Genomic DNA, 24,522 nt, shown 5'->3' with positions numbered 1-24,522 from the left:
ACGTGGGGATCAGCGGGCCGCGCGGTTGACGGCCGAGATGACCGCCTTCAGCGACGCGGTCGTGGTGCCGGCGTCGACGCCGACCCCCCACAGCACCCGGCCGTCCACCTCGCACTCCAGGTAGGAAGCCGCCTTGGCATCGGTGCCCGCGCTCATGGCGTGCTCCACGTAGTCGAGCACGCGCACCGAGATCCCGACGCGCGCGATGGCGTCGATGAACGCCGAGATCGGCCCGTTGCCGGAACCGGAGATCTCCCTGATCTCCCCGTCCACGCGGACGTCGGCGGAGATGCGGTCCCGCTCCTGCCCGGTCGAGTCGTGGCGGTGGGCCATCAGGCTCAGGCGGCCCCACCGGTTGCCCGGCGTCGGGAGGTACTCGTCCTCGAAGATCGAGTACATCTCGGCCGGGGTGACCTCGCCGCCCTCGGCGTCCGTGCGGGCCTGCACGACCTTGGAGAACTCGATCTGCAGGCGGCGCGGCAGGTCGAGCTGGTGGTCGGCCTTCATGATGAAGGCGACGCCGCCCTTGCCCGACTGGCTGTTGACCCGGATGACCGCCTCGTAGGAGCGCCCGATGTCCTTCGGGTCGACCGGAAGGTACGGCACCGCCCACGTCTGCCGGTCGACCGGCACGCCGGCCGCCTCGGCGTCGGCGGCCAGGTGCTCGAAGCCCTTCTTGATGGCGTCCTGGTGGGAGCCGGAGAAGGCCGTGTAGACCAGTTCGCCGCCCCACGGGTGACGCGGGTGCACGGGTAGCTGGTTGCAGTACTCGGTGACGCGGCGGACCTCGTCGATGTCGCTGAAGTCGATCTCGGGGTCCACGCCCTGCGTGAACAGGTTCATGCCCAGCGTCACCAGGCACACGTTGCCGGTGCGCTCGCCGTTGCCGAACAGGCAGCCCTCGATGCGGTCGGCGCCCGCCAGGTAGCCGAGCTCGGCGGCGGCGACGGCGGTGCCCCGGTCGTTGTGCGGGTGCACGGACAGGATGATCGAGTCGCGGTCGCGCAGGTTGCGGCTCATCCACTCGATCTGGTCGGCGTAGACGTTGGGGGTGGCCATCTCGACCGTGGCGGGCAGGTTGACGATGACCTTGCGCTCGGGGGTGGGCTGCCAGATCTCGTTGACCGCGTCGCACACCTCGACGGCGTACTCCAGTTCGGTGCCGGTGAAGGACTCGGGAGAGTACTGGTAGCGGACGTCCACGTCGCTCGCCTCGGCGAGCTTGCGTACCAGTTTGGCGCCCTCGACGGCGATGGCGGTGATGCCGTCGCGGTCCTTCTCGAACACCACCCGCCGCTGCAGCGTGGAGGTGGAGTTGTACAGGTGGACGATGGCCTGCTTGGCGCCCCTGATGGCCTCGAAGGTGCGCTCGATCAGCTCGGGCCGGGCCTGGGTCAGCACCTGGATCACCACGTCGCCGGGGATGCGCCCCTCGTCGATGATCTGACGGACGAAGTCGAAGTCGGTCTGCGACGCGGCGGGGAAGCCGACCTCGATCTCCTTGTAGCCCATCCGCACCAGCAGGTCGAACATCTTCAGCTTGCGGTGGGAGTCCATCGGGTCGATCAGCGCCTGGTTGCCGTCACGCAGATCGACGGCGCACCAGCGCGGCGCCTTGGTGATCACCCGGTCGGGCCACGTGCGGTCGGTCAGCCTGACGGGCGCGAAGGGCTGGTAACGGTGAACCGGCATGGAGCTGGGCTGCTGAGCGGTCATCGGGTTAAGATCCTCGTCGGTCGAGAAGGAAACGGCCGACGCGCATGGCTCGCTCCGCGACGAGGGGGCCGGCCAGTTTCAGAGGCCCTCGCCGCGGCAGCTAAGAAGCAGCCCGCGCAGCATGCCTTGCAGGCTACCAGACGTCTCACCTTGGACGGGCCGGGATCTCACGGGCCGAGATCACCGCCGGAGGCGAGGCGGGGATCGGTGCTTTCCTTACCGGCGCGATACCCGACAGATGTCACATCCTATATTCCGGCGTCTAGAGTCGTGATCATGCAGGACAACGAGATTCTGGCCAGGATCAGCGCGATGGTCTCGGAGGAGCGCGAGTTGCGCGACCGGCTCGGCACCGGGCAGGTCACCTCCGAGGAGGAGAACGTCCGCGTCAGGGAACTGGAGGCGTCGCTCGACCAGTGCTGGGACCTGCTCCGCCAGCGGCGGGCCCGCCGGGATGTCGGCGAGAACCCCGACGACGCCTCGGCCCGCCCGGTCACCGAGGTCGAGGGCTACCAGCAGTAAATTCGATGGCGCCGGCGCGGGCGCGTCCGGTTGCCTGTCCCCATGGACATCCGGCGCCTCGACGACCTGCCCCCCGACTACCTCGACGCCTACACCGCCGCCGTCGCCGACCGGCCGGGCCCGCCGGTCTTCCGCGCCGACGTCGAATGGCAGTTGCGCAACGGCCCCACCGGGGCCACGAGCGAGATATGGGCCGCCCTCGACGGCGACGCCGTGCTGGGCGGTTTCGCATTGTTCTTCTCCCACCTCGACAACCCCCGCAAGGCGTACGTGTACGAGTTGTTCGTCCATCCCGCCCACCGGCGCCGGGGCATCGGCGGAGCGCTGTTCACCCGCGCCCGCGCGGCCGTCCGGGCGGCGGGCCGGAGTCTGGTCGTCGGCGAGTCGCCCGCCTCCGGCGGGAGCAGGGCCTTCGTCGAGGCCATGGGCTGCGAGATCGTGCTGCCCGAGGCCCGCCGCACCCTCGACCTGCGCACCCTCGACTGGGACGCCGTCCGGGCGGCGGCACCCGCCCACGACGGCTACCGGCTGGAGCGCTTCGCGAGCCCCGCGCCCGAGGAACTGCTGCCCGACCTGGTCCTGCTCATGAACGGCATGAACGACGCCCCGCGCGGCGGCGACCTGGAGGAGGAACACTACGACCTCGACCGCGTGCGCGAGATAGAGCAGGTCGTCTCGCGGAGAGGCTGGGACACACTCGGCGTGCTGGCCAGACGCGAGTCCGACGACGCCGTCGCGGGCCTCACCCGCCTGGGTGTCCGCGCCGACGGGGCCGACACCTGGGCCTACCAGGCCGACACCGTCGTGCTCCCCGGGCACCGGGGGCACCGCCTCGGCCTCGCGCTCAAGCTGGACAACCTGTGGTCGCTGCGCGAGCGCGTACCCCACGCGGAGCAGGTCATCACGTGGAACGCCACCTCGAACCGGCACATGCTGGCGATCAACGAGGCGATGGGTTTCCGGCTGCTCGACGAGTGGGAGACCTGGCAGGTCTCACTCCAACGTTAAGCGCACGTTAGATTACGGCGCGCTCCCTTGTCCGGACAAACCTTCTGGGGTGAGGCTCTGACCTGCAACAACACCCCATGGAGGTTTCCCAGTGAGCAAAGCTCGCATGCCGTGGAAGAACGTGATCGGCGGATCTGTCGGCAACCTGGTCGAGTGGTACGACTGGTTCGTCTACAGCAGCTTCGCGCTGTACTTCGCCGCCTCGTTCTTCCCCAAGGGCAACCCCACCGCCCAGTTGCTCAACACCCTCGGCATCTTCGCCGTGGGCTTCTTCATGCGTCCGATCGGCGGCTGGCTGCTCGGCCGCTACGCCGACCGGAAGGGCCGCAAGGCCGCGCTGACCATGACGGTCACGCTCATGTCGGCCAGCGCCCTGCTCATCGCCATCGCCCCGACGTACGAGGCGGTCGGCTACTTCGGCGCCGTCGTGCTGCTCATCGCCCGTCTGCTGCAGGGCGTCTCCGTCGGCGGTGAGTACGCCGCCAGCGCCACCTACCTGACCGAGGCCACCCCACCGGGCAGGCGCGGCCTCGCCTCCAGCTTCCAGTACGTCTCGATGACCGGCGGCCAGCTCATCGGACTCGGTCTGCAGATCATCCTGCAGAACACCATGTCCGAGGAGGCGCTCACCTCCTGGGGCTGGCGGATCCCGTTCATCATCGGCGCGCTCGGCGCCGCCGTCGTGTTCTACCTGCGTCGCAACCTCATGGAGACCGAGGCCTACGACGAGGAGGACTCGGCGGGCGCCTCCAAGGCCGAGCGCGGAACACTCAGGGCGCTGTTCACGCACAAGAAGGAATTCTTCCTGGTCATCGCCCTCACCATGGGCGGAACCGTCGCGTACTACACCTACACCACCTATCTGACGACGTACCTGTCGAACACGGCCGGGCTGCCGAAGTCCACGGCCACGCTGGTCAGCTTCTGCGCGCTGTTCATCTTCATGTGCGTGCAGCCCGCCGCCGGGGCGTTGTCCGACCGGATCGGCCGCCGTCCGCTGCTCATCACCTTCGGGTTCGGCTCGATGCTCGGCACGGTGCCGCTCATGTACGCGCTGTCGTCGGTCTCCGGCTTCTGGAGCGCGCTGGTGCTGTCGCTGGCCGGACTGCTCATCATCACCGGCTACACCTCGATCAACGCGGTCGTGAAGGCCGAACTGTTCCCGACGAACATCCGGGCGCTCGGCGTGGCGCTGCCGTACGCGATCGCCAACGCGCTGTTCGGCGGCACCGCGCCGTACGTGGCGCTGTGGTTCAAGGACTCGGGCATGGAGCCGGGCTTCTACTGGTACGTCGCAGGTTGCGCAGCCGTCTCGCTGGTCGTCTACTTCACCATGAGGGAGACCCGCGACGCCGCGCTGACCCGCGGCGAGCAGGGCGGCACGCCGTCCCAGGAGGTCTCGGCGCGCGTCTAACCTGGGGTGCGTGCGAGTGCTCCTGGTCGAAGACGACGACCGGCTCGCGGCGGCACTGACCACGGCCCTCACCCGCCACGGGCACCAGGTCGTGCGGGCCGCGCGGGCCGTCGACGCCCTCCGCCTGGCGGGGGGCGCCGACTTCGTCCTGCTCGATCTGGGGCTGCCCGACATGGACGGCCTGGAGGTGCTGCGCAGGGTGCGGCGCAGCTCCGCCGTACCGCTGATCGTCGTGACCGCGCGCGTCGAGGAGCGCGAGGTGCTGCGCGGCCTGCGTTCCGGCGCCGACGACTACCTCGTCAAGCCCTTCCGCACGGCGGAGCTCATGGCCCGCATGGAGGCCGTGGTGCGCCGGGGCACCCGTCCGCAGCCGGCCCGCGACCAGGTGGTGTGCGTCGGCGACGTCCGCATCGACCTCGCGTGCAGGCGCGTGTACGTCGCCGACGAGCCCGTCACGCTGACCAGGCGCGAGTTCGACGTGCTCGCCCTGCTGGCCCGCCAGCCCGGTGTGGTCCGCAGCCGCGAGGAGATCCTCGACGAGGTTTGGGGCGACCCGCTGCTGTCGGCCTCGCGCTCCCTCGACGTGCACGTGGCCGGGCTGCGGGCCAAGACCGGCCGTCCCGGGCTGGTCGTGACCCTGCGCGGCACCGGCTACCGGCTGGGCTCGCCGCCGTGAACGCCCGGCTCGTGGTCACCTTCACCACCCTGATCGTCTTCCTGATCGCCGCGCTGGCCGTCCCGCTGGGGCTCGCCTACGCCTCCCACCGCACCAACCGGCTGCTGCTCGACCGCCGCGCCGACGCCACCCGCTTCGCCGAACTCACCGACCAGGCCACCCGCGACGGCGACCTGATCGCGCTGCGCGGCGAGATCGGCCGGTACGCCCAGGTGTACGGCGCCGCCGTCCGCGTCCTCGGCCGCGACCGCGAGGTGCTGGCAGAGGCGGGGAGCATGCGGTCCGACACCGGCGCGGCCGTCGAGGTGGCGATGTCCGGCCGGGTCACCGAGGACCTGCCCACGATCAGCCCGTTCGGCCCGCAGGCCGTGCTGCTGGCCGAACCCGCCGGCCGCGACGCGCAACTGTCCGGCGTGGTGCTGCTGGAGACGCCCACCGACGCGGCCAGGAAGGACGTCGCGCTGGTGTGGGGCGGGCTCGCGGCCGGGGCGTTGGTGGCCCTCGGCTACTCGGTGCTGGCCGCCCGGCGTCTGGCCCGCTGGATCCTGCGGCCGGTCACCGAACTCGACCGCACCACGCGGGCCATCGCGGAAGGGCAGCTCGACGCCCGGGTCCACCACGGGGCCGGGCCGTCCGAGCTGCGGCGGCTGGAGGAGCGGTTCAACACCATGGCCGACGCGGTCTCCGGCGCCCTCGAACGCCAGCGCGCCTTCGTCGCCGACGCCTCCCACGAGCTGCGCACCCCGCTGACCGTGTTGTCGCTGCGGCTGGAGAACCTCGAACCACACCTGCGCGAGGAGGGCGGTCCCGAGTACGAGGAGGCGCTGGCCGAGATCGACCGGCTCGCGCTGCTGGTCGAGGACCTGCTGACGCTGGCCAGGGTGGAGGCGGGCGCGACCGCTCCCGCCGCGCCGGCCGAGCTGGCGCCGAGGCTGGCCGGCTGGCGGGAGGTGTACGCGGCGCGCGGGCTCACGCTGTGCTCTTCCCTGGGCTCCTCGTCCGGGGCTGACGGGGTGGTGCCGGAGCCGGTGGCGCGGATCGCGGACATCGCGCTCGACAACGCGCAGAAGTTCGTGCCCGCCGGTGGACGGGTGAGCGTGGAACTGGCCGCCGGGGTGCTCAGGATCGCCGACGACGGGCCGGGGCTCGGCGAGGAGGAGCGGGCCGAGGCGCTGGGGCGGTTCTGGCGGTCCGGCTCGCACGCCAACGTGCCGGGCAGCGGGCTGGGCCTGGCCATCGCGGCCGAACTCGCCGACGCGTGCGGCGCCGAACTACGCCTGCTCCCCGCAGACCCGCACGGCCTGGTGGTGGAGATCCGCCTGCCCGAAGGCTAGGTGTCGATCTCCAGCACCCAGACCGAGACGTGGTCAGGGCCGTACGTGTAGACCACGCGGAAGGCGTTGGTATGGATCTCGAACGCGTCCGGGATGCCACCGTAGGGCATCGCCCCGAGCGGTTCTGGGTCCTCGGTCAGGTCCAGCAGGGTTTCTCCGATGGAGACGCGCAAGCCAGGCGCCAACCGGCCCAGGATTTTGCCTACCGGGAGGTCGATGTGGAGGAATCGTTTCAAGAATGCTCACCGGGAACGGGTAGGCCAAGGTCGGCGTAGAAGGCCTCCTTGCTGTCGTACGTCATCATCTCGCGCTCACCTCGGCCGTGGGCGGCGATCGCGTCGGATACTCGGCTGACCTCCAGCTCATGGCGAGCGCGCAGCAGTGCCTTGTAGTCGTCTTCCGAGATCAGGACGGCGCGCTCCGTCGTGGATCGGCTGATGGTGGTGGGCTGGTGGCCGTGAACGGCTCGTGCGACGAGCGTTCCGAGTTGGCTTCGGGCTTCGGCGATGCCCAGCGAGTCGGTGATGGCCATGGTGATTCTCCTCATGATTCCTGCGCCGGGGTCGCTCTCGCCCGGGTGGTTCCGCCCTCCACGATACATAGAACCTGCACAAGCTGCACAGCATGTGCAGTGTGTACATGTTGCTCAGTTTCCTGGGCCCGGAAGGAAGGAGACTCGAAGGGTCAGCCGTAGACCGAGCGGTAGTAGGAGACGGCGCCCGGGTGGAGGGGGACGGCGCCGGTGCCGATGGCGTAGCGGCGGTCCAGGCGGCCGCCGGGCGCGTCGGGGGCCTGGAGGCGGTCGCGGCTGGCGAAGAGGGTCTCGGTGACCGTACGGGCCAGGTCGGGGGCGAGGTCGCCACGGCAGACGAGGTAGCTGGCCGTGCCGATCGTCGCGACCGGGCGGGCGCCGCCGTACACGCCGTCGGGGACCGTGGCGTGCTCGTAGAGCGGCCCGTACATCCGGCGCAGCACCGGGACCAGCAGGTCGAGGGGCACCAGCCGGATGTCGCCGAGCCGGGCGAGCGCGGGCGTCGGCACCCCGCCCGACCAGAAGAACGCCTCGACGCGGCCGTCGCGCAACGCCCTGACGGACTCGTCCAGCCCCAGCCGAAGCAGCCGCGCGGAGCCGAGCCCGGCGGCGCCGAGCACGCGTTCCGCGGTCACCGCCGTACCGGAGCCGACGGCTCCGATCGAGATCGGACGGCCCGCCAGCTCGGTCGCGGCCAGGACCCCGGAGCCCGCGCGGACGACCAGGTGCACGTAGTTGAGGTACATGCGGGCCAGCGCCGCGACCGGCCGTCCGTGCACGCGCACGGCCTGGTCGGCGCTGTCGGCCAGGGCCAGCCCCAGGTCGGCGCTGCCGTCGCCGAGCATCTCCAGGTTGCGCACGCTCGCGGTCGTCCGCACCACGCTCACCTCGAAGCCCACGCGGCGCAGTTCGGCGGCGAACCGGTCCCCCAGCACCTCGTACGGCCCGCCCGCCGGTCCGGTCGCCAGCCGCAGCCTGCCGGGCTCCTCGCGCCCGCCCGCGCACCCGCCGACACCACCTGCCACACCACCTGCCACAGCGGCGGCCCCGGCGGCGGCCGCCGCGGCGAGGAAGGAACGACGGGACACGGTCATCTCTCCACGCTATGGCATGCTGGCGGGGTGGACGATCCAGACATTCACCTGCGTGTCGCCCCTGAGCTGCGATTCTTCCTGCCGTCGTCCCGGCGCCGGGAGCAGCATGGCCTCGCCCTGGACGGCACCTCCTCCCTCGGGCACCTCGTCGAGTCGCTCGGCATCCCCCTCACCGAGGTCGGCCCCATGACGGCGGGAGCGGCCGAGGTCGCCCCCTCCTACCAGCCGGTGCCCGGTGACGTGATCGACGTCGTGCCCATGCCCCGGCCGCAGCCCGTGGACGGCGAGCCGAGGTTCCTCCTCGACGTGCACCTCGGGACGCTGGCCCGGCGGTTGCGGCTGCTCGGCGTCGACACCGCCTACCACAACGACATGGACGACCCCGCCCTGGTCGTGCAGGCCAACGAGGAGCACCGGGTGCTGCTCACACAGGACCGAGGGCTGCTGCGCAGGCGGGCGCTGTGGCTCGGGGCGTACGTGCGCGGCTCGCGGGCCGACGAGCAGCTTCGCGACCTGCTCGAACGCTTCGCCCCTCCGCTGCGTCCGTGGACCCGGTGCACGGCGTGCAACGGCGTGCTGGACCAGGTCGCCAAGGGCGAGGTCGAGGGCGTGCTGGAGGCGGGCACCCGCAGCGGCTACGACGCCTACGGCCGCTGCCGCGACTGCGGGCAGGTCTACTGGCGGGGTGCGCACAGCGGCCACCTGGAGGAGATCGTCAGGTCGGCCCGCGCCCACCTGTCCAGCTAAGTGTGTCACTTGTGTAGCTCTGACCTGCTCTAACACCTTTCAACTTGTGTACACCCTGCCGTCACTCTGACGCGCGAGTCTCCTGTGCGAACACCCGCACAAGGAGCATTCATGCGTCACACCCTCCCCACGGCCGTCGTCATCGCGGCGGCCCTCTCCCTTCCCGCAGTCCCGGCCGCCGCCGCGCCCGACGGAGCGTTCACCGTGAAGCTCGTGAGCACCGAGAGCCCGCGTTTCGTCACCGGCGACTTCGCCCTGCGCAACGCCCGCGCCAAGTCCCCCTATTCGGCCAGCGTGAAGGGGACCGTACAGGGGCGGGCGAGCTTCTCCAAGGCGGCCGGGCCGTCGTGGGTCCGCGTCGGCGCGGACGGCACCGTCACCGGCACCCCGCCCGCCTCCGCCTCCGCCAAGACCGCGACCGTCACCGTCGAGGCCCGGGGCGAGACGGGCGAGAGCACGACGGCGCTGGTCCGCATCCCCGTCCGCCCGCCGGGCGCCCCGCTGGTGCCCGAGCTGAAGGCCATGAGCTGGAACCTGTGGCACGGCGGCAGCCAGGTCGAGGGGGCCCGCGCCAAGCAACTGAAGTTCCTCCTCGACACCGACGTGGACGTCGTCGGCATGCAGGAGACCTCCTCCACCTCCGCCAGGGAACTCGCCGAGGCGCTCGGCTGGGACTACTACCAGGCCGGCTCGGACATGGGCGTCATCAGCCGCTACCCGATCGTCTCGCGTGGCCCGCTGCCGTCCGTGTCCGGGCTCGCGGGCGTCAACGTCAAGGTCGAGCTCGACGAGCGGCGGACCGTGTCGGTGTGGACGGCCCACCTCGGGTACACGCCGTACGGGCCCTACGACGCCTGTTTCGGCAAGTGGAGCGTCGATCGGCTGCTGGAGCGGGAGGCCGAGTCCCGGCGCACCAAGCAGATCAAGGACCTGGTCGCGGCCATGGCCGACGACCTCGCCGACGTACGGCGCACCCCCGTCCTGCTGACCGGCGACTTCAACGCCCCCTCCCATCTCGACTGGACGCCTGCGACCCGCAGGTGCGGCTACGAGTCGATGCCGTGGCCGACCTCGGTCGTGCCCGAGCAGGCCGGGTTCAAGGACTCCTACCGGGTGGCCAACCCCGACCCGGTCGCCAAGCCCGGCGTCACCTGGTCGCCGGTGTACCCGACCTTTACCGGCGGGTACGGCCACGACGCCCACAAGGGCGAGCCCGAACCGCAGGACCGCATCGACTACGTCCTCTACCAGGGTGACCTGAAGGTGACCGCCTCGGAGGCCGTCGTCGAGGGCACGCCCACAGCGATCCCGAACCACCGGGGCAACGCCTGGACCTCCGACCACGCGGCCGTCCTGACCACGTTCAAGGTCGGCTGAGGCGCGGGAAACCGACACGACATCGAGCCGCAACGCCCCGGAAACGGGCGGTCCCTAGGGTCCGGGGCATGCGGCTCACCCCACACGAGCAGGAGCGGCTGCTCATCCACGTCGCGGCCGGAGTCGCCCGTGACCGCAAGGCCAGGGGCCTGCGGCTCAACCACCCCGAGGCGACCGCCCTCATCTCCGCCTTCCTCCTGGAGGGCGCCCGCGACGGACGCACCGTCGCCGAGCTCATGAGCGCCGGGCGGGGTGTCCTCGGCCGCGCCGACGTCATGGACGGGGTGCCGGAGATGCTCGACTCGGTGCAGATCGAGGCCACCTTCCCCGACGGCACCAAACTGGTCACCGTCCACCGGCCGATCCCGTGATCCCCGGCGAGTACGTCCACCCGGACGAGCCGATCCCCCTCAACCCCGGCCGCGAACGCGTCGAGGTGCGCGTGGTCAACACCGCCGACCGGCCCGTCCAGGTCGGCTCCCACTACCACTTCGCCGTCGCCAACCCGGGCCTGTCCTTCGACCGAGGGGCCGCGTGGGGGATGCGGCTCGACGTCCCGGCGGGGACCGCCGTCAGGTTCGAGCCCGGCGTCGAGCGCGAGGTCCGGCTGGTGCCCATCGCGGGCGCCCGTACGGTGCCCGGCCTGCGCCCCGAGTCCGCCGGGCCGCTCGATGACTGAGCTGAGCCGCGCCGCCTACGCCGCCCTGTACGGCCCCACCACCGGCGACCGGATCCGCCTGGCCGACACCGACCTGTTCATCGAGATCACCGAGGACCGCTCCTCCGGCCCGTCCGGTGCGGGCGACGAGGCCGTCTTCGGCGGCGGCAAGGTCATCCGCGAGTCGATGGGCCAGGGCCTCGCCACCCGCGCGGAAGGCGCCCCCGACCTGGTCGTCACCGGCGCGGTCATCCTCGACCACTGGGGCGTCGTCAAGGCCGACGTCGCGGTCACGGACGGCCGCATCACCGCCATCGGCAAAGCCGGCAACCCGGACACCATGTCCCACGTGGACATCGTCATCGGGCCCTCCACGGAGATCCTGGCGGGCAACGGCAGGATCCTCACCGCCGGCGCCGTCGACTCCCACGTCCACCTCATCTGCCCGCAACTGCTCGACGAGGCCCTCGGCGCGGGCGTCACCACCGTCGTCGGCGGCGGCACCGGGCCCGTCGAGGGCACCAAGGCCACCACCGTCACCGGCACCTGGTATCTCGCGCGCATGCTGGAGTCGCTCGACTCCTACCCGCTGAACTTCGCGCTCCTCGGCAAGGGCAACACCGTCAGCCGCGAAGGACTGCTCGAACAACTGCGGGCCGGGGCCTCCGGTTTCAAGCTCCACGAGGACTGGGGCAGCACCCCCGCCGCCGTGGACGCCTGCCTGCGGGTCGCCGACGAGACCGGCGTCCAGGTGACGCTGCACACCGACACGCTCAACGAGGCCGGATTCCTCGAATCCACGCTCGCCGCCATCGGCGGGCGGATGATCCACGCCTACCACACCGAAGGCGCCGGAGGCGGGCACGCGCCCGACATCCTGGAGATCGCCGGGCACCGCAACGTGCTCCCGTCCTCCACCAACCCGACCCGGCCGCACACCGTCAACACCCTCGACGAGCATCTCGACATGCTCATGGTCTGCCACCACCTGAACCCGGCCGTGCCGGAGGACCTAGCCTTCGCCGAGTCGCGGATCCGGCCCACGACCATGGCGGCCGAGGACATCCTGCACGATCTCGGGGCCATCTCCATGATCGGCTCCGACTCCCAGGCGATGGGGCGCATCGGCGAGACGATCATCCGTACGTGGCAGACCGCCCACGTCATGAAGGCGCGCAGAGGCGCGCTGGGCGGGCCCGCCGACAACCTGCGCGCCCGCCGCTACGTGGCCAAGTACACGATCTGCCCCGCCGTGGCGCACGGGCTGGAGGCCGAGGTCGGCTCGGTCGAGGTGGGCAAACTCGCCGACCTGGTGCTGTGGGAGCCCGCGTTCTTCGCCGTACGGCCCGCGCTCGTGCTCAAGGGCGGTGTCGTCGCCTGGGCGCAGATGGGGGACGCCAACGCCTCGATCCCGACGCCGCAGCCGGTGCTGCCCCGGCCCATGTTCGGGGCCGTGCCGGTCACGGCCGCCGCCACGTCGCTGCACTTCGTCTCGCCGCTGGCGCTGGAGTCCGGGCTCGACCTGGACGTCCGGCGGCGGCTGGCGCCCGTCGCCTCCGTACGGCGGCGCGGCAAGCAGGACATGCCGCTGAACGACGCCCTGCCCGCCATCTCGGTGGCGCCGGACACCTTCACCGTCACGATCGACGGCGAGACCGTCGAGCCCGCGCCCGCCGAGACGCTGCCGCTGGCCCAGCGGTACTTCCTGTTCTGATGCATCCCGCGCTGCTCCTGCTCGCGGACTCCCGCCTGCCGGCGGGCGGCCACGCCCACTCGGGCGGCGTGGAGGCGGCAGTGGCGGCGGGTGCCGTCCTTGACGTGGCGACGCTGGCCGCCTTCCTGCGCGGCCGCCTCCACACGACCGGCGCGGTCTGCGCCGCCCTCGCCGCAGCCGCCTGCGCCCTCCCAACCGCCCCCTCCTCCCCGGTCCCCACCTCACCCGACGTCCTCACTTCTTCTGGCCGGGTGTGGGAGGAGCTCGACGCGGAGGCCGACGCGCGGACGGCGTCTCCGGCGCAGCGGCGGGCGGCTCGGCAGCAGGGCAGGCTGCTGCTGCGGGTGGCGGGCCGCCTGTGGCCGTCGCCGGTGCTGGAGTCGCTGGCCGCCGCCGTACCGTCGCCCCATCATCCGGTCGCGCTCGGCGCGGCGGCGCACGCGGCGGGGGCCGCACCGGAGGACGCCGCCCTGGCGGCGGCCTACCACGCGATCACGGGACCGGCCACGGCGGCGGTGCGCCTGCTGGGGCTCGACCCGGTGGCCGTCCACCGCCTGCTCGCCGACCTGACCCCGAACCTCACGACCGTGACCGCCCGAGCCGCCGAGGCCGCCGCCCGGGAACTCCAGGCGCCCGTCGGCGGGCAGGCCGCCGTCCGCGTAGGCGAACGAGCGGTGCGTCAGGGCCCGCCCGAAGATGTCGGCGGGGCCGACCCGGACCTCCGTACCTGGGCGGGGCTGCCCGCGTACTCGGCGCCCGCCCTCGACCTGCTCGCCGAACGCCACGCCGAGGCGGCCGTCCGGCTGTTCGTCTCCTGAGGAAAGGACCCGCCATGGGCGCCCATCACGAAGACCGTCACCACGCGCCGGGCACCGGCGGCCGCGCCCTCCGGCTGGGCGTCGGCGGGCCGGTGGGCAGCGGCAAGACCGCCCTGGTCGCCGCTCTGTGCCGCACGCTCGGCCGGGACCTGCGGCTGGGGGTGGTGACCAACGACATCTACACGACGGAGGACGCCGACTTCCTGCGCGCCGCAGGGGTGCTGGATCCCGCCCGCATCCTCGCCGTGGAGACCGGCTGCTGCCCGCACACGGCCATCCGCGACGACATCGCCGCCAACCTCGACGCGGTCGAGACCCTCGAACACCGCTTCGGTCCCCTGGACCTGGTCATCGTGGAGAGCGGCGGCGACAACCTGACGGCCACGTTCAGCAGGGGCCTCGCCGACCGGCAGATCTTCGTGCTCGACGTGTCCGGCGGCGACAAGGTGCCGCGCAAGGGCGGCCCCGGCGTCACCGCCGCCGACCTGCTCGTGGTCAACAAGACCGACCTGGCGCCCCTGGTCGGGGCCGACCTGTCGGTGATGGCGCGCGACGCGGCGGCGGTGCGGGAGGAGCGCCCGGTCATGTTCACCTCCCTCCGTACGGCGGGCGCCGCCGACGTGGCCACCTGGGTCACCGGCGAACTGCGCGCCTGGACCCGCTGAGGCCCGCGATGCGCGCAGCGGCCGTGGTGAGGACCGTCCTGGAGCACGGGCGCACGATTTTCGCCGAACTGCGCTCGGCCCCGCCGCTGACGCTGCGCCAGACCGGCCCGCACACCGTGCACCTGGTCTCGACCGCGGCGGGCCCGCTGGGCGGCGACGTCCTCGACCTGGCCCTCGACCTCGCCCCCGGCACGACGCTGGAACTCGCCTCGATCGGCAGCAGCCTCGTGCTGCCCGGGCCCGGCGAGTCGCTGTCGCGGGTCACGGCGCGGGTGGGGGCGGAGGCGTCGCTCACGTACACACCGGAACCGGTCGTCCTGGCCTCGGGAGCCGTCCACCGCTCGCTGGTACGGCTGGAGCAGTCCCCTGCCGCCCGCGTGCTGTGGCGTGAGGAACTGGTCCTCGGCCGTCACGGAGAGCCCGCCGGGCGGTGCCGTACCCGCTTCGACGCCACCGTGGCCGGTCGCCCCCTGCTCCGCCAGGACCTGCTGGTCGGCGACCCGTCCACCACAGCTTCCCCGGCCGTGTACGGAACCTCCCGCTGCCTGGGCACCACCTTGATCACCTCTTGCGACGGCGAGGAGGCAGTGGTGGGCGACGGGGTCGCGGTACTGCCGCTCGCCGGACCGGGAACCCTGGTATCCGCCCTGGCCGACGACACGGTCACCCTGCGACGGCGCCTGCTGTGGGGCGAAGCCGTCGCCCAGGCCCGCGATCCGGCGCCCTGACAGCCCTCGGGAAAGCCGCGGCCCCGCCAGGAGAAGATCGGCGGGGCCGCGAACGCACCATACGCACCGGAGACGGCTGAGCCGGGGTCAGCTCAGGTCGTCGAACTCGCCGTCCTTCATACCGAGCCGGAACGCCTCCCACTCGGCGGGAGTGAAGAGCAGGGCCGTATCCGGGCTCTTGCTGTCTCGCACCGCGAACAGACGGGTGTGGCCCTCCTTGGCCCCATCCACCACGGCAACCTCCACACAGTTACCGCCGTTACCGGTGCTACGGAGCGCCTTGCGCCACACGACGTTGCTCAGGTCTGCGCCCATCTGTCATCCATCACCTTCTCCAGGAGGCTGACGCTCTCCTTGCCCGATAGAGCATCAGCGCGGATTTGCTCGTACATGTGCGTTATGCCCACTACGTCGTCCGGCCGACCGGTCACGTATCCTGCCGCCGCCGAATCCAGATACACGGTATCGGCTCCCCCTCGAACCCCCGCGATCACGAATCCGGCCGCCAAGCCGCAGCTTGTGCCCGCCGACAGCGGAACGACCTGAAGGGTGATGTTGGGGGCCTGCGCCATCGTCAGCAGCGTCGCGAGCTGTGCCCGCATGACCTCGGGTCGAGCGATGGGCCGGTGCAGGACACCTTCGTCGATGACGGCCCACAACAGGGGTGGCTCGTCCTGGTGCAGGATGGCCTGGCGTTCGACGCGAGCCATGGCCGACGCCTCGGCCTTCTCTGGGGTCACGCCCGGATAGCGGGCGAAGAGCGCATAGGCGTAGTCCTTCGTCTGAAGGAGCCCTGGCACCACGATCGGTTCCCAGGTGCGCAGCGAGTGGGCCGTCCGCTCGACCTCGACCCAGCTCTGGAACCACGAAGGGTGACTCGCGGAGCGGAGCAGCGGCAGCATCCGGTTGAACATGCCGCCGGTCTTCAGCAGTTCGTCGCACCGGTTCGCCAGGTCAGGCGACGGAGATCTCTTGGCGTTCTCGATGAGACCGATGAGCGAGCCGGAGCAGAAGACCGCCTCGCCCACCTGCTCTTGGGAGAGTCCGGCTTTGACCCGGAGATGGCGTAGTTCGGCGCCGAAGTACGCGAGCGGGCTGGCGCCACTGTCGAGGTCTCGTGCGGGGGGCATCGCGACTCCATTCAACGCAGTCCAACATGCGAGGGCAACCGGCGGAGACGGGCCGGATGTCGTAGCCGTACACCTACACAGGGTAGTCATTCGAGGATACGTGTGGGGAGGGGCGGGAACGGAGCTTTCCGCTCAGCGCTCTTCCTTTGAGGGTCCGGTCCTTGGGCGCGGACGGTGGTGCGTGGCGGCGAGCAGGCATATGGTGGCGGTGTGGCCGAGTACTTTCCGCCTCGCCCGGCCGCGAGAGCGGAACGCAAGCCGCGCAGGGGGTACGCGCTCGCGGTGGTCGTGACCGGTGCCCTGCTGGTGTTCTGCGCGGCGCTGCCCTGGGCCGGGCTCGAAGCCCGCAGCGACCTCATCGACGCCGGTATCGGCAAGAGCCTGCGCGGGGTGGATGCCGCCTGCGGCGTCTACACCCTGCTCTCGGGTGTCCTGGCCGTGATGCTCGGCCTGGCCACGCTGGTGACGCGGCTGCCGCTGACCCCGCTCGCGGCGATCCCGGGCCTGGCCGCCGGGGTGCTGCTGGTGGTGTTCGTGACGAACCCCGACGGCCACAGCAAGGGCCTCACCGTCGCGCTGGGCGACTTCCTGACCATCGAACCGGCGCTGAAGTACGGCTGGTTCGCCGCCCTGGCCGCAGCGGTGGCGACGACGGTCTTCGCCCTGTTCTCACTGCTTCCCCGCCGCGACTGACCGGCGTCCGTCTCAGTCGAAGAAGCCCAGGCGCCGCAGCTGCTTGGGGTCGCGCTGCCAGTCCTTGGCCACGCTGATACGCAGGTCGAGGTAGACGCGGGTGCCCAGCAGCGCCTCGATCTGCTTGCGTGCCCGGGTGCCGACGTCGCGCAGCCGCTCGCCCCGGTGCCCGATGATGATGGCCTTCTGCGACGGCCGTTCGACGAACAGGTGGGCGTAGATGTCGAGCAGGTCGTCGCGGTCCTCGCGGGCCAGCATCTCGTCGACGACCACCGCGATCGAGTGCGGCAACTCGTCGCGCACGCCCTCCAGCGCGGCCTCCCGGATCAGCTCGCCGACCAGCACCTGCTCGGGCTCGTCCGTGAGCCGCCCGTCCTCGTACAGCGGCGGCGACAGCGGCATGTGCCGGATGAGTACGTCGGACAGCGTGTCGAGGTTGTCGCCGGAGGCGGCCGAGACGGGCACGATGTCGGCGAAGTCCCCCAGCTCCTGCACGGCGAGAAGCTGCTCGGCGATCTGCTCCCTGCTCGCCAGGTCGCACTTGGTGACGACGGCCACGACAGGCGTCTTCTTGACGGCGGCGAGCTTGTCGGCGATGAACCGGTCGCCCTTGCCGATCGCGTCGACGGCGGGCAGGCAGAAGCCGATGACGTCCACCTCGGTGAGCGTGGACAGCACCAGGCTGTCCAGGCGCTCGCCCAGCAGGGTGCGCGGCCGGTGGAGGCCGGGCGTGTCGACGATGACGAGTTGGGCGTCGGGCCGGTGCACGATGCCTCTGATGGCCCGCCTGGTGGTCTGCGGCTTGGAGGAGGTGATCGCCACCTTCGTTCCGACCAGGGCGTTCATGAGCGTGGACTTGCCGACGTTCGGCCTCCCCACGAAGCAGGCGAATCCGGCGCGATGGCTGTCAGGCGAAGTCACATAGTCGATTGTGACCCATCAGGACAGGTGGTGCCGCCACCATGCGTACGCGTCGGGGAGCACGATCGGCGACCACGCGGTCAGGCGGTATGTACCGAGTTCCGCCTCTGCGGCCCAGGCATGGTCGTTGATCTCGTCCCCGTCGGGGACCGGTTCGCCGCCCGCGAGCACGCAGGCGAAGGCGGAGATGACGTAGGCGACCTGGTGGCCGTTGGGGTAGAGGGTGCGGAACTCCGGGCCGCCGTACACGCCGATGAGTCCCTTGACCTCCACCTCGACCGAAAGCTCCTCGCGCAGTTCACGCACGACGCACTCCTCCGGGCGCTCGTCGGGGTCGATGCCGCCGCCCGGGGTGGCCCACAGGCCCACGTCGCCGTGCCTGGCCAGCAGCAGCCTGCCGGAGGCGTCGAACACGCAGCCGGTCACCGACGGCAACAGCAGCAGCCGGGAGCCGACCTCGGCCCGTAGCCCGGCCAGGTAGGGCGACATCGGCATGTCAGCTCCGCAGGACGCCGTCGGGCCCGGCCACGTGCAGCGCCCCGGCGCCGAGTTCGCCGGTCACGGCCGTGTCGGCCGCGCTCGGCCCCTCTCCCGCCGTGACGAGGGCGGCGGCCTCCAGGGAGCGGGCCCCGCTGGAGACGGCCATCGCGGCGGCCACCTGCACGGCCGACAGTGTGAGGGACTCCAGGGCGATGTTCGTGGCGGAGTAGGTGCGGCCGGTCTCGTCGCGCACGGCGGCGCCCTCGGCCGCCTCGTTGCGCGCCCTGGCGGCACGGGCCAGCGTGATCAGCTTGCTGTCTTCAGGATCGAGTGTCACAGCAGACTAGGTTAGGCCCTGGCCCTCCTGTGCCCTGCTGAGCACCGAGCGCGCGAGTTGCTCGGTGCGTTTGAGATCGACCGGGCTCACCCCGGTGTGCACCAGCGACAGCAGCGTGTCACCGTCCCGCACGAACAGCACGTTCAGCGCGTACGGGAAACCGTTCAGCCGCCCCCGCAGCCGCCCGCCCACCGCCTCGTCGCCGACCTCCTTCACCGGCGTGGTGCGCAGCTTCAGCCTGGTGCCCCCGCCGACGGCCACCTTCTGGCAGGCGGCCAGGTCCGCGCCCAGGTCGTCGAGGTGCGTCTCCGCCCCCGCGCCCGCGTACGTGGCCAGGGCCACGCCCGCCGTCTCGCCCACCCCGTGCCCGGGGTAGCTGACGGCGGCCTGGGCGGTCAGCGCCTCCTTGGGCACCTTGCCCCCTGCCACGGCGAGCAGGGCCTTGCAGCGCTTGTCGCGGGCGGTGAACGGCACCCGCCAGGGCTCCTGCGGCCGGGCGGTGAAGCCGTCGGGCAGGCGCAGGTTCCGGCTGAGGATCTCCTGGAGCCGGGCCTGTGTCCTGGTGTCGATACGGGCGCCGGTGCCGGAGTCGCCGCCGCATCCGGCGAGTCCTGCCCCGAGACCGGTCGTGAGCAGCGCGCAGGCGATGATGCGCAGTTTCATGCTTCCCCCCGGAGCCTGATCTCCCCCATAGGCGAATGCGGCAATCCACCGGAGTCACCAACAAGCGGTCAACCGGGATTTCTCTCCGAAGAGGGTGTAAAGACGCCGAAGGGTGTCCCCGCCCGGGCTACCAGGCGGAGACACCCTTGACGCCGTGCAACGTCCGATCGGCTAGCAGACCGGTCCGTTGCCGTCCCCCCGGGGACTCTCCCTCGCGCCGCGAACCCCACCCGGCGTCCGGTCAGTCCCTTCGCGACACCCACCGCACCGGGTGTCGTGAACACAGACTCGCGGACTCCGGTTGCAGAAGACTTGTAGGACACTTGATGACTTTTCCCTATAAATCGCACCAAGATCCTTTTGCCACCATAAACCGACAGAGTCTGCGTGCCGCCGAAGCTTGGGGTCGGGGGGTTGGGTTGTCCCGCGATGCCGGCGCGACGGCGCGAGCCCGTGCGGGCGTCACCGCCACCGGACTCGGGGCGTGGCAAGGCGTCGTCGCGGCGGGAAGTGCGGGCGGGGCTGAGCGCCGGAGAGGCCGTCGGCCCAAGTCGGCGGGAGGTGTGGGCGGAGGCCGGCCGTAACCACTGCGGGTGTTCAGAAACACCTGCCCCGGAAACGTCCGCCCAGGCGCTCAGAAACACACCCAGGCGGTGTTCAGGCAGGCTCCGAGGGCCGGTCGGTGCGGGAGACCACCACTGTGCTGATCCGGTTGCGGCGGCCGGCCAGGCTCTCGGCGGTCAGGCGCAGGCCCGCCACTTCCACCTGCGAGCCCGCGATCGGCACCCGCCCCAGCGCGTGCGCCAGCAGCCCGCCCACCGTCTCGACGTCGTCGACCTCAAGCTCCTTGCCGAACAGTTCGCCCAGTTCGTCCACCGGCATCCGCGCGGTCACCCGCACCGCGCCGTCTGGCATCTCCTCGACGCGCGGCGCCTCCTGGTCGTACTCGTCGGTGATCTCGCCGACGATCTCCTCCAGGACGTCCTCGATCGTGACCAGCCCCGCCGTGCCGCCGTACTCGTCGATGACCACGGCCAGGTGGATCTGCCTGGCCTGCATCTCCCGCAGGAGCTGGTCGATCGGCTTGCTCTCCGGCACGTACGTCGCCGGACGCATGATCGACTCGACCTTCTCCCTGCCGGTGCGCGACTCGTGGACGCGGCGGGTGATGTCCTTGAGGTAGGCGATGCCGACGATGTCGTCCTCGTTGTCCCCCACCACCGGGATCCGGGAGAACCCGCTGCGCAGGTGCAGCGACAGCGCCTGGTCGAGCGACTTGCCCCGCTCGATGAAGACCATGTCGGTGCGCGGCACCATCACCTCGCGCACCAGCGTGTCACCCAGTTCGAACACCGAGTGGATCATCTCGCGCTCGTCCGGCTCGATGACCCTGCGCTCCTCGGCCAGGTCGACCAGGTCGCGCAGCTCGGCCTCCGACGTGAACGGCCCCTCGCGAAAGCCCTTGCCGGGCGTGAGGGCGTTGCCGAGCAGGATGAGCAGTTTGGGCAGCGGCCCGAAGATGCGGGTCAGCCCGTAGACGACCGGCGCGCTGGCCAGCGCGATCGGCTCGGCGTGCTGGCGGCCCAGGGTGCGCGGCATGACGCCGACGATCACGTAGCTGACCACGATCATCACCCCGGCCGCCGCCACGTAGGCCCAGCCCTGGTCGCCGAGGTAGTCGATGAACAACAGCGTGGTGATCACCGTGGCGACCAGCTCGCAGCTGAGTCTCAGCAGGAGGAGCAGGTTGAGGTAGCGGGCAGGATCGTTCTCGATCTCCTGCAGCCGCTTGGCCCCGCGCCGCCCCTCGCGGACGTACTCCTCCGCCCGGACCCTGGAGATCCGCGTCAGCGCGGTCTCCGCGCTGGCGATCAGCCCTCCGATCACCACCAGGGCCACGGTCAGCGGCAACCAGACGTTCACCGCTGGGTGCGCACCTCTTTCCACGACGTGAGAAGCCGGCCCTGCAGACCGAACATCTCCTTGTGTTCCTCGGGCTCGGCGTGGTCGTAGCCGAGCAGGTGGAGGATGCCGTGCGTGCACAACATCTCCAGCTCGTCACGGGTCGAGTGACCCGCCTCCTTCGCCTGCCGCGCCGCCACCGGCGGGCACAGCACGACGTCGCCGAGCAGCGCCGGATCCGCCGGGCCCTCGGCGTCGCCTCTGGCGCCGCCGCCGGGCCGCAACTCGTCCATCGGGAAGGCGAGCACGTCGGTGGGGCCGGGCTCGCCCATCCACTTGTCGTGGAGGTCGGCCATGGTGCCCTCGTCGACGATGACGACGGACAACTCGGCGAGGGGGTTGATGCCCATCTCGCCGAGCACGTGCCCGGCGAGGGCGACGAGGGACTCCTCGTCGACCTCGTCGCCGGACTCGTTGTTGATCTCGATGCTCACCTGCGCGGCCCTCGCTGCTGCTTGACGGACTTGAGTTCCTGCTGCTTCTGGACGTCGTAGCGGCCGTAGGCGTCGACGATGTCGCTGACGAGCCGGTGGCGCACGACGTCGGCGCTGGTGAGCCTGCTGAAGTGGATGTCGCGGATCTCGGACAGGATGCTCTGCACCACCCGCAGGCCGCTCTCGGTGCCCGAGGGCAGGTCGACCTGCGTCACGTCGCCGGTCACCACGATCTTGGAGCCGAAGCCCAGCCGGGTGAGGAACATCTTCATCTGCTCAGGCGAGGTGTTCTGGGCCTCGTCGAGGATGATGAAGGCGTCGTTGAGCGTGCGGCCGCGCATGTACGCCAGCGGGGCGACCTCGATGGTGCCCGCCGCCATCAGCTTGGGGATGGTCTCGGGGTCGAGCATGTCGTGCAGCGCGTCGTAGAGCGGGCGCAGGTAGGGGTCGATCTTCTCGTAGAGCGTGCCGGGCAGGAAGCCGAGCCGTTCTCCCGCCTCGACGGCCGGGCGGGTGAGGATGATCCGGTTGACCTTCTTCTCCTGCAGGGCCCTGACCGCCTTGGCCATGGCCAGGTAGGTCTTGCCCGTGCCCGCGGGGCCGATGCCGAACACGACCGTGTGCCTGTCGATCGCGTCGACGTACCGCTTCTGGTTGGCGGTCTTGGGGCGGATGGTGCGGCCTCTGGAGGACAGGATGTCGAGTGAGAGCACCTCGGCGGGCCGTTCCGAGCTCATGCGGAGCATCGCGATGCTGCGCTCGACGGCGTCGGGCGTGAGCTCGCCGCCGTTGCGCAGCACCTCGACGAGCTCCTCGAACAGGCGCACGACCGCGCCGCTCTCGTCGGGGCCGCCGGTGACGGTGATCTCGTTGCCCCGGACGTGGATGTCGGCCCGGAAGGCGCCTTCGATGACGCGCAGCAGCTCGTCGCGGGAGCCCAGGAGGCTGACCATCGGGTACTCGTCCGGGATCAGCACCTTGGCTTGCGTGCGCGAGGGTGGTGCTGTTCTTCGGGTTTCGTGTAGTTCGGACATGGGACAGGCCCTCGGGCCTGATGCCTCCCGGTCTGGAATGGTGTCTCTTACGCACATCGTAGCCGGGACCGGCCCGAACACTCGCGGCAATATCAGCCGGGCGGCCAGGTCATCGTGCGCCCTCCGAGAACGTGGGCGTGCACGTGGAAAACGGTCTGCCCCGCCCCCGCGCCGGTGTTGAACACCACCCGGTAGCCGGTTTCGGCCACCCCCTCCTGCACGGCCACCGCGTGGGCGGCCTTCAGGACGTCGTCGGCGAGGCCGTCGTCGGCCTGGGCCAGCTCGGCCGCGTCGGCGTAGTGCCCCTTGGGGACGACCAGGACGTGCGTGGGAGCCTGGGGGTTGACGTCGCGGAAGGCGAGGGTGCGGGCGGTCTCGTGGACCACCGTGGCCGGGATCTCCTTGGCCACGATCTTGCAGAACAGGCAGTCGCTCACGCGTGTACCCTATCGAGGCATCCCGTTGCCAATCGGTGATCCCTCGCGTTGTGCGAGGGAAGATCCCCACGGTTAAGGTGGGTGTGCGAGACTTCACGCGAAAAAATACGATTCAGGCTCGGGCGAGGCCACCTGGCGAGGACACGACTGGGTAATGCACCCCAATGATCCGGGAACCCCTCCAAGTCCGGAAGAGCGTAAACCCTTCGGGAAGGCCGAGCGTCCTCTAGAGGTGACCACCGAAACCCTGCTGGCCGACGGGTCGCTGGGGGCGGTGCCTGTCGGGTGGGACGCCGACATGGCCGTAACCGCGCTCTACAGTGCGCACTTTCGGTCATTGGTGCGTCTCGCTGTGTTGCTGGTGCGCGACACCGCGACCGCGGAGGAAGTCGTCCAGGACACGTTCGTGGCCGTCCACGGCGCCTGGCGTAGGCTGCGCGACCCCGACAAGGCGCTGGCCTACCTGCGGCAATCGGTCGTCAACCGGTCGCGGTCCGTCTTACGGCATCGCGCGGTCGTCGAGAAGTATGCTCCCAAGGGCCTGCCCGACGCCCCGAGCGCCGAGAACGGCGCGATAGGCGAGCTCGAACGCTCCGCCGTGATCGACGCGTTGCGCGCCCTGCCCACCCGCCAGAGAGAGGCCCTCGTCCTTCGCTATTACGGCGATCTGTCCGAGGCTGAGATCGCCCACGCCATGGGCATCAGCAAGGGGGCGGTCAAGAGCCACACCGCCCGTGGCATGGCCGCCTTGCGATCTGTCCTGGAGAAGATGTCATGACCCAGTCCCCCGACGACGAGCACGGCGACGTCCTGCGCCGTGTGCTCCGAGCGGAGGCGGACGCGGTCGTGCCTTCCCCGGAGGGCCTGGAGATCATCCGCGCGCGCATCGAGCAGAAGGGCTCGCGCGGCCTGTTCTGGTGGCGGACGGGTGCCGCTCTGGCCAGCGCCGTGCTGGTCGCGGGCACGATCGTGATGGTCGTCCCCTCGCTGCGCGACGAGGTCACCACCCGCATCCGCGACGTACGGTCCGAGACCAGCCAGCCGAGCAGCGAGTCGACCAACCGGCCGCCCGGGCCGTCCTCCATCCCGAGGTCCGAGCCCGCCGTCCCGCACGTGACCGCGCCGAAGACCCCGGTGGAGGCCGAGCAGACGGCGGAGTCGACCAGGTCCGTGTCCAAACCGACGCCCACACCCACGCCCACCCCGACGCCGACGCCGACGCCCTGTCCCAGCGCGTCCTCTGCCAAGAACAGCACCGAGAGCGAGGCCGGCGCGAGCGAGTGCCCGACCCGCACCCCCTCCACGTCGCCCACGCCCAGCGAGACCCCGCCGGTCACGCCGAGCTGCCCCGCCGAGGAGTGCCCGGCCGAGGAGTCCGGCCCCACTCTGCTCAACGACACCGGCATCCCCAGCACCATGCCGGGCTGA

30 protein-coding genes are annotated in these 24,522 nt (G+C 71.0%); 16 read left to right on the top strand and 14 right to left on the bottom strand.

Features of this window, described 5'->3' with window-relative positions; all coding sequences use genetic code 11:
• Positions 1 to 9 precede the first annotated feature (9 nt).
• Positions 10 to 1,716: a 2-isopropylmalate synthase gene (gene leuA / locus ABD120_RS16480; protein WP_343950767.1), complete on the bottom strand. Its 1,707-nt coding sequence runs from the start codon at positions 1,714 to 1,716 to the stop codon at positions 10 to 12.
• A 276-nt stretch (positions 1,717 to 1,992) separates the two neighbouring features.
• On the opposite strand from leuA, the gene ABD120_RS16475 reads away from it, so the two are divergent.
• The 5 genes from ABD120_RS16475 to ABD120_RS16455 all read left to right on the top strand — a co-directional run bounded on the left by ABD120_RS16475 (position 1,993) and on the right by ABD120_RS16455 (position 6,670).
• The gene (locus tag ABD120_RS16475; protein ID WP_343950766.1) at positions 1,993 to 2,238 is read left to right on the top strand and encodes a DUF2630 family protein; all 246 of its coding nucleotides are present in this window, start codon (positions 1,993 to 1,995) and stop codon (positions 2,236 to 2,238) included.
• Positions 2,239 to 2,280: 42 nt separating this feature from the next.
• Positions 2,281 to 3,246 carry a GNAT family N-acetyltransferase gene (locus ABD120_RS16470; RefSeq protein ID WP_343950765.1) on the top strand — a complete coding sequence of 322 codons (966 nt, stop codon included), beginning with the start codon at positions 2,281 to 2,283 and terminating at the stop codon, positions 3,244 to 3,246.
• 91 nt (positions 3,247 to 3,337) lie between these two features.
• Positions 3,338 to 4,660 carry an MFS transporter gene (locus tag ABD120_RS16465; protein ID WP_343950764.1) on the top strand — a complete coding sequence of 441 codons (1,323 nt, stop codon included), beginning with the start codon at positions 3,338 to 3,340 and terminating at the stop codon, positions 4,658 to 4,660.
• Positions 4,661 to 4,670: 10 nt separating this feature from the next.
• A complete protein-coding gene (locus tag ABD120_RS16460) occupies positions 4,671 to 5,336 on the top strand; it encodes a response regulator transcription factor (RefSeq protein ID WP_343950763.1) in 666 nt (221 codons plus the stop codon).
• Entirely contained in the window at positions 5,333 to 6,670 is a 1,338-nt protein-coding gene (locus ABD120_RS16455; RefSeq protein WP_343950762.1) for a sensor histidine kinase, read from the top strand. The genes ABD120_RS16460 and ABD120_RS16455 overlap by 4 nt, the downstream gene beginning before the upstream one ends.
• Here the strand turns inward: ABD120_RS16455 and ABD120_RS16450 are convergent.
• The 3 genes from ABD120_RS16450 to ABD120_RS16440 form a co-directional block, all read right to left on the bottom strand.
• The gene (locus tag ABD120_RS16450; protein ID WP_343950761.1) at positions 6,667 to 6,843 is read right to left on the bottom strand and encodes a type II toxin-antitoxin system RelE family toxin; all 177 of its coding nucleotides are present in this window, start codon (positions 6,841 to 6,843) and stop codon (positions 6,667 to 6,669) included. The genes ABD120_RS16455 and ABD120_RS16450 overlap by 4 nt on opposite strands.
• 59 nt (positions 6,844 to 6,902) lie before the next feature.
• Positions 6,903 to 7,202, bottom strand: a complete 300-nt coding sequence (locus tag ABD120_RS16445; protein WP_343950760.1) for a type II toxin-antitoxin system Phd/YefM family antitoxin — start codon at positions 7,200 to 7,202, stop codon at positions 6,903 to 6,905.
• A 152-nt stretch (positions 7,203 to 7,354) separates the two neighbouring features.
• On the bottom strand, positions 7,355 to 8,296 hold the full coding sequence (locus ABD120_RS16440) for a TAXI family TRAP transporter solute-binding subunit (protein ID WP_343950759.1): 942 nt from the start codon (positions 8,294 to 8,296) through the stop codon (positions 7,355 to 7,357).
• A 27-nt stretch (positions 8,297 to 8,323) separates the two neighbouring features.
• Here ABD120_RS16440 and ABD120_RS16435 point away from each other — a divergent pair, with 27 nt between their 5' ends.
• The 8 genes from ABD120_RS16435 to ABD120_RS16400 all read left to right on the top strand — a co-directional run bounded on the left by ABD120_RS16435 (position 8,324) and on the right by ABD120_RS16400 (position 15,003).
• Entirely contained in the window at positions 8,324 to 9,043 is a 720-nt protein-coding gene (locus tag ABD120_RS16435) for a Mut7-C RNAse domain-containing protein (protein ID WP_343950758.1), read from the top strand.
• A 111-nt stretch (positions 9,044 to 9,154) separates the two neighbouring features.
• A complete protein-coding gene (locus ABD120_RS16430; protein WP_343950756.1) occupies positions 9,155 to 10,420 on the top strand; it encodes an endonuclease/exonuclease/phosphatase family protein in 1,266 nt (421 codons plus the stop codon).
• 68 nt (positions 10,421 to 10,488) lie between these two features.
• Positions 10,489 to 10,791 carry an urease subunit gamma gene (locus ABD120_RS16425; RefSeq protein WP_343950755.1) on the top strand — a complete coding sequence of 101 codons (303 nt, stop codon included), beginning with the start codon at positions 10,489 to 10,491 and terminating at the stop codon, positions 10,789 to 10,791.
• Complete coding sequence (locus ABD120_RS16420) at positions 10,788 to 11,099, top strand: urease subunit beta (RefSeq protein WP_343950754.1); 312 nt, start codon at positions 10,788 to 10,790, stop codon at positions 11,097 to 11,099. Before ABD120_RS16425 ends, ABD120_RS16420 begins: the two co-directional genes overlap by 4 nt.
• On the top strand, positions 11,092 to 12,792 hold the full coding sequence (locus ABD120_RS16415; RefSeq protein ID WP_343950753.1) for an urease subunit alpha: 1,701 nt from the start codon (positions 11,092 to 11,094) through the stop codon (positions 12,790 to 12,792). Before ABD120_RS16420 ends, ABD120_RS16415 begins: the two co-directional genes overlap by 8 nt.
• Positions 12,792 to 13,610 (top strand): urease accessory protein UreF, encoded by an 819-nt coding sequence (locus ABD120_RS16410; protein WP_343950752.1) that lies wholly within the window; start codon positions 12,792 to 12,794, stop codon positions 13,608 to 13,610. The genes ABD120_RS16415 and ABD120_RS16410 overlap by 1 nt, the downstream gene beginning before the upstream one ends.
• Before the next feature lie 14 nt (positions 13,611 to 13,624).
• On the top strand, positions 13,625 to 14,275 hold the full coding sequence (ureG, locus tag ABD120_RS16405; RefSeq protein ID WP_343950751.1) for an urease accessory protein UreG: 651 nt from the start codon (positions 13,625 to 13,627) through the stop codon (positions 14,273 to 14,275).
• Positions 14,276 to 14,283: 8 nt separating this feature from the next.
• Positions 14,284 to 15,003 (top strand): urease accessory protein UreD, encoded by a 720-nt coding sequence (locus tag ABD120_RS16400; RefSeq protein ID WP_343950750.1) that lies wholly within the window; start codon positions 14,284 to 14,286, stop codon positions 15,001 to 15,003.
• A gap of 87 nt (positions 15,004 to 15,090) precedes the next feature.
• Here the strand turns inward: ABD120_RS16400 and ABD120_RS16395 are convergent, their stop codons facing one another.
• On the bottom strand, positions 15,091 to 15,318 hold the full coding sequence (locus tag ABD120_RS16395) for a DUF397 domain-containing protein (protein WP_343950749.1): 228 nt from the start codon (positions 15,316 to 15,318) through the stop codon (positions 15,091 to 15,093).
• Positions 15,303 to 16,133 carry a helix-turn-helix domain-containing protein gene (locus ABD120_RS16390; RefSeq protein WP_343950748.1) on the bottom strand — a complete coding sequence of 277 codons (831 nt, stop codon included), beginning with the start codon at positions 16,131 to 16,133 and terminating at the stop codon, positions 15,303 to 15,305. Before ABD120_RS16390 ends, ABD120_RS16395 begins: the two co-directional genes overlap by 16 nt.
• Before the next feature lie 210 nt (positions 16,134 to 16,343).
• On the opposite strand from ABD120_RS16390, the gene ABD120_RS16385 reads away from it, so the two are divergent.
• Positions 16,344 to 16,826, top strand: a complete 483-nt coding sequence (locus ABD120_RS16385; protein WP_343950747.1) for a hypothetical protein — start codon at positions 16,344 to 16,346, stop codon at positions 16,824 to 16,826.
• 12 nt (positions 16,827 to 16,838) lie between these two features.
• Here ABD120_RS16385 and era read toward each other — a convergent pair whose 3' ends face one another.
• The 8 genes from era to ABD120_RS16345 all read right to left on the bottom strand — a co-directional run bounded on the left by era (position 16,839) and on the right by ABD120_RS16345 (position 23,094).
• Positions 16,839 to 17,747, bottom strand: a complete 909-nt coding sequence (gene era, locus ABD120_RS16380) for a GTPase Era (protein ID WP_343950746.1) — start codon at positions 17,745 to 17,747, stop codon at positions 16,839 to 16,841.
• A gap of 18 nt (positions 17,748 to 17,765) precedes the next feature.
• Positions 17,766 to 18,242 (bottom strand): NUDIX domain-containing protein, encoded by a 477-nt coding sequence (locus ABD120_RS16375; RefSeq protein WP_343950745.1) that lies wholly within the window; start codon positions 18,240 to 18,242, stop codon positions 17,766 to 17,768.
• A 1-nt stretch (position 18,243) separates the two neighbouring features.
• Positions 18,244 to 18,564 carry a cytidine deaminase gene (locus ABD120_RS16370; protein WP_343950744.1) on the bottom strand — a complete coding sequence of 107 codons (321 nt, stop codon included), beginning with the start codon at positions 18,562 to 18,564 and terminating at the stop codon, positions 18,244 to 18,246.
• 6 nt (positions 18,565 to 18,570) lie between these two features.
• Positions 18,571 to 19,227: a hypothetical protein gene (locus ABD120_RS16365; protein ID WP_343950743.1), complete on the bottom strand. Its 657-nt coding sequence runs from the start codon at positions 19,225 to 19,227 to the stop codon at positions 18,571 to 18,573.
• A 657-nt stretch (positions 19,228 to 19,884) separates the two neighbouring features.
• Positions 19,885 to 21,150 (bottom strand): hemolysin family protein, encoded by a 1,266-nt coding sequence (locus ABD120_RS16360; RefSeq protein ID WP_343950742.1) that lies wholly within the window; start codon positions 21,148 to 21,150, stop codon positions 19,885 to 19,887.
• A complete protein-coding gene (gene ybeY / locus ABD120_RS16355; protein ID WP_343950741.1) occupies positions 21,147 to 21,623 on the bottom strand; it encodes an rRNA maturation RNase YbeY in 477 nt (158 codons plus the stop codon). The genes ABD120_RS16360 and ybeY overlap by 4 nt, the downstream gene beginning before the upstream one ends.
• On the bottom strand, positions 21,620 to 22,657 hold the full coding sequence (locus tag ABD120_RS16350) for a PhoH family protein (RefSeq protein WP_343950740.1): 1,038 nt from the start codon (positions 22,655 to 22,657) through the stop codon (positions 21,620 to 21,622). Before ABD120_RS16350 ends, ybeY begins: the two co-directional genes overlap by 4 nt.
• Positions 22,658 to 22,749: 92 nt before the next feature.
• Positions 22,750 to 23,094, bottom strand: a complete 345-nt coding sequence (locus tag ABD120_RS16345) for a histidine triad nucleotide-binding protein (RefSeq protein WP_343950739.1) — start codon at positions 23,092 to 23,094, stop codon at positions 22,750 to 22,752.
• Between the two features lie 298 nt (positions 23,095 to 23,392).
• Between ABD120_RS16345 and ABD120_RS16340 the strand changes: the two genes are divergently transcribed.
• Both ABD120_RS16340 and ABD120_RS16335 read left to right on the top strand, forming a co-directional pair.
• Positions 23,393 to 23,872, top strand: a complete 480-nt coding sequence (locus ABD120_RS16340; protein WP_343950903.1) for a SigE family RNA polymerase sigma factor — start codon at positions 23,393 to 23,395, stop codon at positions 23,870 to 23,872.
• Positions 23,869 to 24,522: a hypothetical protein gene (locus tag ABD120_RS16335; RefSeq protein ID WP_343950738.1), complete on the top strand. Its 654-nt coding sequence runs from the start codon at positions 23,869 to 23,871 to the stop codon at positions 24,520 to 24,522. Before ABD120_RS16340 ends, ABD120_RS16335 begins: the two co-directional genes overlap by 4 nt.

The organism is Nonomuraea longicatena, from assembly GCF_039525605.1.
Taxonomy (GTDB): domain Bacteria; phylum Actinomycetota; class Actinomycetes; order Streptosporangiales; family Streptosporangiaceae; genus Nonomuraea; species Nonomuraea longicatena.
This window is presented reverse-complemented; position numbering and strand designations above follow the sequence as displayed.

Bases quoted from the DNA above. Each gene is read 5' to 3' on its own strand.
- leuA (WP_343950767.1), bottom strand. From the start codon at position 1,716: ATGACCGCTCAGCAGCCCAGCTCCATGCCGGTTCACCGTTACCAGCCC.
- ABD120_RS16475 (WP_343950766.1), top strand. From the start codon at position 1,993: ATGCAGGACAACGAGATTCTGGCCAGGATCAGCGCGATGGTCTCGGAG.
- ABD120_RS16470 (WP_343950765.1), top strand. From the start codon at position 2,281: ATGGACATCCGGCGCCTCGACGACCTGCCCCCCGACTACCTCGACGCC.
- ABD120_RS16445 (WP_343950760.1), bottom strand. From the start codon at position 7,202: ATGGCCATCACCGACTCGCTGGGCATCGCCGAAGCCCGAAGCCAACTC.
- ABD120_RS16440 (WP_343950759.1), bottom strand. From the start codon at position 8,296: ATGACCGTGTCCCGTCGTTCCTTCCTCGCCGCGGCGGCCGCCGCCGGG.
- ABD120_RS16430 (WP_343950756.1), top strand. From the start codon at position 9,155: ATGCGTCACACCCTCCCCACGGCCGTCGTCATCGCGGCGGCCCTCTCC.
- ABD120_RS16425 (WP_343950755.1), top strand. From the start codon at position 10,489: ATGCGGCTCACCCCACACGAGCAGGAGCGGCTGCTCATCCACGTCGCG.
- ABD120_RS16415 (WP_343950753.1), top strand. From the start codon at position 11,092: ATGACTGAGCTGAGCCGCGCCGCCTACGCCGCCCTGTACGGCCCCACC.
- ABD120_RS16410 (WP_343950752.1), top strand. From the start codon at position 12,792: ATGCATCCCGCGCTGCTCCTGCTCGCGGACTCCCGCCTGCCGGCGGGC.
- ureG (WP_343950751.1), top strand. From the start codon at position 13,625: ATGGGCGCCCATCACGAAGACCGTCACCACGCGCCGGGCACCGGCGGC.
- ABD120_RS16400 (WP_343950750.1), top strand. From the start codon at position 14,284: ATGCGCGCAGCGGCCGTGGTGAGGACCGTCCTGGAGCACGGGCGCACG.
- ABD120_RS16395 (WP_343950749.1), bottom strand. From the start codon at position 15,318: ATGGGCGCAGACCTGAGCAACGTCGTGTGGCGCAAGGCGCTCCGTAGC.
- ABD120_RS16390 (WP_343950748.1), bottom strand. From the start codon at position 16,133: ATGCCCCCCGCACGAGACCTCGACAGTGGCGCCAGCCCGCTCGCGTAC.
- ABD120_RS16375 (WP_343950745.1), bottom strand. From the start codon at position 18,242: ATGCCGATGTCGCCCTACCTGGCCGGGCTACGGGCCGAGGTCGGCTCC.
- ABD120_RS16365 (WP_343950743.1), bottom strand. From the start codon at position 19,227: ATGAAACTGCGCATCATCGCCTGCGCGCTGCTCACGACCGGTCTCGGG.
- ABD120_RS16350 (WP_343950740.1), bottom strand. From the start codon at position 22,657: ATGTCCGAACTACACGAAACCCGAAGAACAGCACCACCCTCGCGCACG.
- ABD120_RS16340 (WP_343950903.1), top strand. From the start codon at position 23,393: ATGGCCGTAACCGCGCTCTACAGTGCGCACTTTCGGTCATTGGTGCGT.
- ABD120_RS16335 (WP_343950738.1), top strand. From the start codon at position 23,869: ATGACCCAGTCCCCCGACGACGAGCACGGCGACGTCCTGCGCCGTGTG.